We start from the raw sequence: 6,282 nt of genomic DNA, 5'->3' as shown, positions 1-6,282 counted from the left end.
AGCGTTCATCCTGAGCCAGGATCAAACTCTCCAATAAAGTTAGTTTGTCTAGCATCTAAAAATAAAAATTGACGTTTCACGTTGTTTGTTTCGTTCAGTTTTCAAAGAACTTGTCCACCGCTTCAGAAGCGACTTCATCATATTAACATCTTCATTTTTCGATGTCAACTAAGTTTTAAAATTTATTTTTTGTCATTTTTCTGCGTTTCCGCATCAGCGACGTTTATTAATATACCATCATGTTTTTTAAATAACAAGTGTTTTTTATAAAAAACACAAAAAAATTATCTATCCTACTTTTTCTATAAAAAGAACTGTTATCCTTTCTACTAAAAATAGTTATTCTGATTGTATACTACTACACTTCATTCAACCAAATTGCATTTCACAATACCTTCCCAGATTTTCATTCTCTTCTATATAAAAATTTATAATAATTATCCTTCTATAGAATAGCGATATAAATTAGTCGTAAGAAAAAATCACATCCCAATTAAATAGCCAACCACACGCATTAATCCCTTCCTTCCCATTCAAAAATTTAATTCCCTACAAATAACAACATTCCAACGCAAATATAAACTTAAGAATATTATTAGAATTTTTTTACATTTAATTAATGAAAGATATCCATTTTTTGTTATATAGTAAGAAAGGACGTATTCAACTATAAATAAAGCAATGGAGGAATTATTTTATGGATAGGTTAACAAAGTTTTCATTAAAAAACCGCTCCGCCATTATCATCATGGTTTTTCTCATTTCCATACTCGGTGTTTATTCCGGCTCTAAATTACCTATGGAATTTTTGCCAAGTATCGATAATCCAGCAATCACCGTCACAACCTTATCTCAGGGACTTGACGCTGAAACGATGACAAAAGACGTAACTGACCCTCTCGAAAAACAATTTCGTAATTTGGAACATATCGATACCATCACTTCTTCTACGCACGAGGGATTATCACGTATCGACATTGCATATACATCAAAAGCAAACATGAAAGATGCAGCACGCGAAGTCGAAAAAGCCGTCAATACAATTAAATTACCTAAAGATGTAACCAAGCCCGTAGTTAGTCAATTAAACACTTCTATGATTCCACTCGCCCAAATTACTATCCAGAAACAAAACGGTTTTTCAAAAGCAGATGAAAAACAAATTGAAAAAGAAATCGTACCACAACTCGAAAACATTGATGGTGTTGCCAACGTTATGTTTTTCGGAAAATCAACCTCTGAATTATCTATCGTACTTGATCCGAACCAATTAAAAAACAAAAACGTAACATCACAGCAGGTACTAACTGTTTTACAAGGAAAAGAAACTTCTACTCCAGCTGGGGCAATTACTGTTAATCAGGAAGAATACAACCTCCGCGTCATCGGGGACATAAAAAATGTAAATGACATTAAAAACATCACTGTGGCACCCCAAGTGAAATTACAAGACATTGCTCAAATCGAAATCAAACAACACTACGATACAATCTCACATATAAACGGCGAAGAAGGCACAGGATTAATCATCATGAAAGAACCGAGTAAAAATGCAGTTGCCATCGGAAAAGAGATTGATAAAAAAGTTAAAGAGATAAATAAGGAATATAAAGATCAATTTTCTATTAAACTTTTGGCTTCAACCCATGAACAAGTTGAAAATGCTGTTACTAGCATGGGAAAAGAAGTAATACTTGGAGCAATCGCTGCAACTCTAATTATCTTAATCTTTTTACGTAACTTCCGAACAACACTCATCGCTGTTGTAAGTATTCCATTATCTATTTTATTAACACTCTTTTTACTACATCAATCTAACATCACACTTAACATTTTAACCCTTGGTGGTTTAGCTGTTGCGGTTGGACGTCTCGTCGATGATAGTATCGTTGTCATCGAGAATATTTTCCGCCGTTTACAAAAAGATCCTTTCTCTAAAAATATTATTCTTGATGCAACGAAAGAAGTCGCCGTCGCAATTACTTCTTCTACTTTAACAACGGTCGCTGTTTTTTTACCTATCGGCCTCGTATCAGGAGCAATCGGAAAATTAATGTTACCTATGGTATTAGCAGTTGTATATTCTATTCTATCATCCTTAATCGTTGCACTAACAGTTGTTCCACTTATGGCTTTTTTACTACTCAAAAAAACAAAGCATCGAAAGCCAAGTTCTTCATCACGATATGTTGCTACCTTAAAGTGGTCTCTTTCTCATAAATTCATTATTCTACTTACTGCATTTTTATTATTTGCAGGATCAATTGCAGCCTATATATTACTACCGAAAGCAAACATAAAATCTGAGGACGACACAATGTTATCTATTAACATGACATTTCCAGCCGATTATAATGCTGAAGCTCAAAAACAAAAAGCATTCGATTTCGAAAAGAAATTACTTTCTAATTCAGATGTAACAGACGTTATTTTACGAATGGGATCTAGCGCAGAAGATGCACAATGGGGGCAAACAACTAAAAATAACCTTGCTAGTATATTTGTAGTCTTTAAAAAAGGTTCTGATATTGATCAATATATTAAAGAGTTAAAAAAGGAAAATAAAACTTTCGAGCCTGCTGAACTGAATTATATAAAAACAAGTTATTCAAGCTCTGGCGGCGGAAACAATTTGCAATTTAACATAACAGCTACTAACGAAGGGAATTTAAAAGAGACGGCTACTATCGTCGAAACAAAACTAAAAAGCATGGATAATCTTTCTAAAGTAAAAACGAATTTAGAAGGCTCTAAGAAAGAATGGCAAATTCATATTGATCAAACAAAGGCTGAACAACTAGGCTTAACACCAGAAATAGCTGCGCAACAAGTAGCATTCCTTATGAAGAGATCGCCTATTGGCGAAATTACAATTAATAATGAAAAAACTACTATTATGATAGAACACAAAAAGGAAAACATAAATAAACAAGACGATATTTTAAACACAAACTTACTATCACCTATTAATGGACCAATTCCTTTAAAAGACATCGCAACTATTTCAGAAAAACAAACACAAACAGAAATTTTCCATAAAGACGGAAAAGAAACAATTCAAATTACCGCCGAAGCTTCAAATAAAGATTTAAGTAAAGTAAACACAGAAGTAAATAAAGCGATAAATGACTTAGATTTACCTAGCGGTGCAAAAGTAAATATCGCAGGAGCTACTGAATCTATGCAAGAGAATTTTACAGATTTATTCAAAATTATGGGGATCGCAATCGGGATTGTATATTTAATTATGGTTATCACCTTCGGGCAAGCACGTGCTCCTTTTGCAATCTTATTCTCCCTGCCATTAGCTGCTGTCGGTGGTATTTTAGGATTAATCATTTCACGAACACCTGTTGATGTAAATTCCTTAATCGGTGCATTAATGTTAATCGGGATTGTCGTTACAAACGCTATTGTATTAATAGAAAGGGTCCAACAAAATCGGGAACACGGACTGGAAACGAGAGAAGCCTTACTGGAAGCAGGTTCTACTAGACTACGTCCAATTATTATGACGGCTATAACAACAATCGTCGCTATGCTACCACTCTTATTCGGTCAATCGCAAGCAGGAAGTATGGTATCAAAAAGTTTAGCCGTAGTTGTCATCGGTGGTTTAGCAGTCTCAACTGTTCTTACATTAGTAGTCGTTCCAGTTATGTATGAACTATTAGATAAAATCGGAAAAAAAAGGCGCTCCCGTAGAAAAATAAGCACTTCTACAGAAACACCCGATATTTAAAACCAAAAGGCGTTATCTTCACGAATGAAGATAACGCCTTTTCTCTATCTACTCATATAATCTATCATGTTTTCCGCATACCGCTCTAGAGGTTCACTAGAATCCACAATAAGATATTCACTATTTAAAGGTTTCTTACTACCATTTAACCACTTTTTAAAACCTACTTCCGACCTCACTTTTTCAATTTGACTAATCATACGCTTACGTGTTTGCAGTCTCGCATTAATCTCTTCCATATCATTAAGATAACACTCAATATATTTATATTTCACACCATGTTTATTTGATAATTTAATCCCTTTTTCAACCATTCCCTCATATAAACATGGACTATCCAATATAACACTATGCCCTTGTTCTAAATAAGAATCAATCAATGCCCATTCAGCATCATATGCAAGTCCACCAACTATCGTTGATTCAATACCTTTCACTTCTAGTGATTTTAACAATGCTGATTTCAAAACGTCATGATCTACAATTATAGCACCTGTTAACTTCGCTATATACTTAGAAACTGTGGATTTTCCCGCCCCTGGAAAACCTGACATTTGCAGAAAAAACAAATTAAATCCACTCCCTCATTTTCACCTCTTTATCTATATAACGAATTACAAATTCAACAATCGCTACACCTTTTCCTTCTATATTAAAATGCAAAAAGAACCCTCTACTTATAAATAGAGAGTTCTCCTTTGTAACTTATGCCGCTTTTATCTTCTTCGTCGTTTTACTTTTTCTTTTCGTTCCTGTAAAGCGCTTATGCAATACAGATGCTATCAAGCGTGAAATGACATTGAATAGTAATACCATAATAATTAATACAGCTGCAGATTTTGTCGCAATCAACTTCGCATCTGGAATAAACCCTTCAGAATTTAACTTCCAAATATGAACTGCTAACGTTTCAGCTGGTCTAAACGGATTTAAAGGATGCGCAGGACTCGAGAAGTCCGCTGCTGAATTTAAAATCGGAGATGTTAAACCCGCTGTGTAAATTAATGCTGCCGCTTCCCCAAATATACGACCCGCCGCTAAAATAATCCCTGTAATAATTTGCGGTAATGACGATGGGATAATAATACGAACGATTGTTTGCCACTTTGTTGCACCTAATCCAAGACTTGCCTCTTTTACATTATGAGGCACTTCTGAAATAGCATTTTCACAAACACGTGTTAAACCTGGTAAGTTTAAAATAGTTAAAGCAAGAGCACCACCCATTACTGTGTATCCCCAGCCTGTCATTGTAACGAACACTAACAAACCAAATAAACCAACAACAATAGATGGTAAAGACGCCATTGTCTCAATGCATAAACGAACAAAATTTAAAAAGCGCCCTTGTTTTGCATACTCTGCTAAATATATTCCAGCACCTAGTCCAAGAGGAATAGATATAATAAGCGTTATAACAAGCATGTAGAATGAATTGAATAACTGCGGACCAATCCCACCACCAGCTCTTGTATTACTTGGTTCTCCAAACAAGAAATTAGGATCCCAAAAACCCCATCCCTTTTGTAAAATTTCAAACACTAAGAACACTAGCATAGCTACGACCAAAGCCGCAACCGCATAAAAGATACCCGTCCAAACTTTATTTACCGTTCTTGCATTCATTATTATCGCTCACCTCTTTGCCCAATCGCTCGAATTACTAAAATAAACAGGAATGAAATAACAAGTAAAATCATCGCTAAAGTCCATAGCGCATTATTCCAAGCAGTTCCGTTCAATGTATTTGTCATGTCCATTGTCAAAATACCAGTTAACGTTGCTGTCGGACTATATATTCCTTCTGGTAATTTAATCGTATTCCCGATTACCATTTGAACGGCTAGCGCTTCACCAAAAGCTCGCGCTAAACCTAAAACAACACCTGTTAAAATTCCTTTTTTCGCAGCAGGAACAATCACTCGGCTAATTGCTTGCCATTTCGTTGATCCTAGGCCATAAGAAGCTTCTAAATAATCAAATGGAACAGAGCGTATTGCATCAGAAGCGATACTAGCAATAGTAGGTAAAATCATAATACTTAATACAACGATACCCGCAATTAAACTAAAGCCCACTCCCCCGAACGAATCACGTAATAACGGAACTAAAATCGTAACCCCTAATAATCCGTATACTACTGACGGAATACCGACTAATAATTCTAAAACAGGCTTCAATACTTTATTTCCAAACTTCGGCGAAATTAAATTCATGAATATAGCCAGAGCTATAGCAATTGGTGCACTAATAATAACCGCACCTAACGAAACCACTGTTGAACCTACAATAAAAATTAAAGCCCCAAAAGATCCTTGATCAGCATTTGGATTCCATTTTGTCGATGTTAACATCTCAGTAAACGAGATACCACTTTGTGTAAAAGATTGAATTCCTTTGCCACAAATAAACGCAATAATAGCTAATGTAATTAAAACAATAAAAATACCACAAAACGTAACAAGTGATCTTCCTATATATTCACTTTTCACGTAATTAATTTGTTTTTTCCCCTTCATCACAGGACAGACCCCACTTCA

General features: G+C 35.0%; 4 protein-coding genes. 1 reads left to right on the top strand and 3 read right to left on the bottom strand.

Annotated elements, in window-relative coordinates; genetic code table 11:
- Positions 1-697 precede the first annotated feature (697 nt).
- Positions 698-3,742, top strand: coding sequence for an efflux RND transporter permease subunit (locus MR167_RS19725; protein WP_242315289.1), 3,045 nt, complete (start codon positions 698-700; stop codon positions 3,740-3,742).
- A 44-nt stretch (positions 3,743-3,786) separates the two neighbouring features.
- On the opposite strand, the gene MR167_RS19720 is transcribed toward MR167_RS19725, so the two are convergent.
- The 3 genes from MR167_RS19720 to pstC form a co-directional block, all read right to left on the bottom strand.
- Positions 3,787-4,311, bottom strand: coding sequence for a P-loop nucleotide/nucleoside kinase family protein (locus MR167_RS19720; RefSeq protein WP_000465748.1), 525 nt, complete (start codon positions 4,309-4,311; stop codon positions 3,787-3,789).
- Between the two features lie 136 nt (positions 4,312-4,447).
- Complete coding sequence (gene pstA, locus MR167_RS19715; protein ID WP_000994151.1) at positions 4,448-5,368, bottom strand: phosphate ABC transporter permease PstA; 921 nt, start codon at positions 5,366-5,368, stop codon at positions 4,448-4,450.
- A gap of 2 nt (positions 5,369-5,370) precedes the next feature.
- Positions 5,371-6,261, bottom strand: a complete 891-nt coding sequence (pstC, locus tag MR167_RS19710) for a phosphate ABC transporter permease subunit PstC (RefSeq protein WP_000676676.1) — start codon at positions 6,259-6,261, stop codon at positions 5,371-5,373.
- Positions 6,262-6,282 lie beyond the last annotated feature (21 nt).

It is taken from the genome of Bacillus cereus group sp. BfR-BA-01355 (genome assembly GCF_022663675.1).
Classification (GTDB): Bacteria; Bacillota; Bacilli; order Bacillales; family Bacillaceae_G; genus Bacillus_A; species Bacillus_A thuringiensis_S.
This window is presented reverse-complemented; position numbering and strand designations above follow the sequence as displayed.

What these genes read in the sequence shown, in the direction of transcription:
- MR167_RS19725 (WP_242315289.1), top strand. Translation starts at nt 698, where the DNA reads ATGGATAGGTTAACAAAGTTTTCATTAAAAAACCGCTCCGCCATTATC.
- pstA (WP_000994151.1), bottom strand. Translation starts at nt 5,368, where the DNA reads ATGAATGCAAGAACGGTAAATAAAGTTTGGACGGGTATCTTTTATGCG.
- pstC (WP_000676676.1), bottom strand. Translation starts at nt 6,261, where the DNA reads ATGAAGGGGAAAAAACAAATTAATTACGTGAAAAGTGAATATATAGGA.